Source organism: Pannonibacter carbonis (assembly GCF_003012935.1).
Lineage (GTDB): Bacteria > Pseudomonadota > Alphaproteobacteria > Rhizobiales > Stappiaceae > Pannonibacter > Pannonibacter carbonis.
On record NZ_PUDR01000029.1, the window covers coordinates 1 to 2,500 of the forward strand.

Annotated in this window: 1 rRNA gene (cut by a window edge); it reads right to left on the reverse strand. The window is 54.4% G+C overall.

The features are described from left to right. Window positions 1–25: 25 nt before the first annotated feature. Window positions 26–2,500, reverse strand: a 23S ribosomal RNA gene (locus C8348_RS21785); it runs 247 nt beyond the window's last position.

Genomic DNA, 2,500 nt, shown 5'->3' on the forward strand with positions numbered 1-2,500 from the left:
ATGGAATGGACATTGATTAATGAGAGTGATCAAGCCGAACGAGCTATTAGTAAGGCTCAGCTTCACACGTTGCCGTGCTTCCACATGCCTCCTATCGACGTGGTGGTCTTCCACGGCTCTTCAGGGAGAACTTGTTTTGAGGTTAGTTTCCCGCTTAGATGCTTTCAGCGGTTATCTATTCCGAACATAGCTACCCTGCACTGCGGCTGGCGCCACAACAGGTCCACCAGAGGTTCGTCCATCCCGGTCCTCTCGTACTAGGGACAGATCCTCTCAATTCTCCTACACCCACGGCAGATAGGGACCGAACTGTCTCGCGACGTTCTGAACCCAACTCACGTACCGCTTTAAATGGCGAACAGCCATACCCTTGGGACCTGCTCCAGCCCCAGGATGCGATGAGTCGACATCGAGGTGCCAAACAACCCCGTCGATATGGACTCTTGGGGGTCATCAGCCTGTTATCCCCGGCGTACCTTTTATCCGTTGAGCGATGGCCCTTCCACGAGGGACCACCGGATCACTATGGCCGACTTTCGTCTCTGCTCGACTTGTCAGTCTCGCAGTCAGGCAGGCTTATGCCATTGCACTCGACGAGCGATTTCCGACCGCTCTGAGCCCACCTTCGCGCGCCTCCGTTACCATTTGGGAGGCGACCGCCCCAGTCAAACTACCCGCCACACACGGTCCCGGATGCTGTTACATCGCGGTTAGATATCCATGACGACAAGGGTGGTATTTCAAGGATGACTCCACGAGAGCTGGCGCCCTCGCTTCAACGTCTACCACCTATCCTACACATGTCGACACGAATACCAGTGTGAAGCTGTAGTAAAGGTGCACGGGGTCTTTCCGTCTGACCGCAGGAACCCCGCATCTTCACGGGGAATTCAATTTCACTGAGTCTATGCTGGAGACAGCGGGGAAGTCGTTACGCCATTCGTGCAGGTCGGAACTTACCCGACAAGGAATTTCGCTACCTTAGGACCGTTATAGTTACGGCCGCCGTTTACCGGGGCTTCAATTCGGAGCTTGCACACCTCCTCTTAACCTTCCGGCACCGGGCAGGCGTCAGACCCTATACGTCGTCTTGCGACTTCGCAGAGCCCTGTGTTTTTGATAAACAGTCGCCACCCCCTAGTCTGTGCCCCTCCTGACCGGTTGCCCGATCAGAAGGCTCCCTTCTCGCGAACTTACGGGAGCAATTTGCCGAGTTCCTTCAGCATAGTTCTCTCAAGCGCCTTGGTATGCTCTACCTGTCCACCTGTGTCGGTTTAGGGTACGGTCTATAGCGCGGGGGCTATTTCCTGGAACACCTTCACCGCATCCCCAATCCAGTAAGGGGATACGATACACGGCATCCGTCACCACCCGCAGGCTGCAGAATATTAACTGCATTCCCATCGACTACGCCTTTCGGCCTCGCCTTAGGGGCCGGCTAACCCTGCTCCGATTAACGTTGAGCAGGAACCCTTGGACTTTCGGCGAGCGGGTCTCTCACCCGCTTTGTCGTTACTCATGTCAGCATTCGCACTTCCGATACCTCCAGGAGCCCTCACGGGTCTCCCTTCACTGGCTTACGGAACGCTCCGCTACCGCGCACTTACGTGCACCCGCAGTTTCGGCACATGGCTTGAGCCCCGTTACATTTTCGGCGCGGAACCCCTTATTTAGACCAGTGAGCTGTTACGCTTTCTTTAAATGATGGCTGCTTCTAAGCCAACATCCTGGTTGTTTTGGGAGTTCTACATCCTTTCCCACTTAGCCATGATTTGGGGGCCTTAACTGGCGGTCAGGGTTGTTTCCCTTTTCACAATGGACGTTAGCACCCACTGTGTGTCTGCCGACTAGTACTCCTCGGTATTCGGAGTTTGGTTAGGATCAGTAAGACGGTAAGTCCCCATAGCCCATCCAGTGCTCTACCCCCGAGGGTATTCGGTCGACGCTCTACCTAAATAGATTTCGCGGAGAACCAGCTATTTCCGAGTTTGATTGGCCTTTCACCCCTAGCCACAACTCATCCCCGACTTTTTCAACAGGCGTGGGTTCGGTCCTCCAGCACGTGTTACCGTGCCTTCAACCTGGTCATGGCTAGATCACCCGGTTTCGGGTCTAATCCAACGAACTAAGACGCCCTATTCAGACTCGGTTTCCCTGCGCCTACACCTATCGGCTTAAGCTTGCTCGTTAAATTAAGTCGCTGACCCATTATACAAAAGGTACGCTGTCACCCTTTCGGGCTCCAACTGTTTGTAGGCATCCGGTTTCAGGAACTGTTTCACTCCCCTCGTCGGGGTGCTTTTCACCTTTCCCTCACGGTACTTGTTCACTATCGGTCGACAAGGAGTACTTAGGCTTGGAGGGTGGTCCCCCCATGTTCAGACAGGATTTCACGTGTCCCGCCTTACTCGAGGACTTGTGTTCTTTCTACCCGTACGGGGCTATCACCCAATAATGCCCGACTTTCCAGACGGTTCCGGTTCTTAAACACAAGCCACTG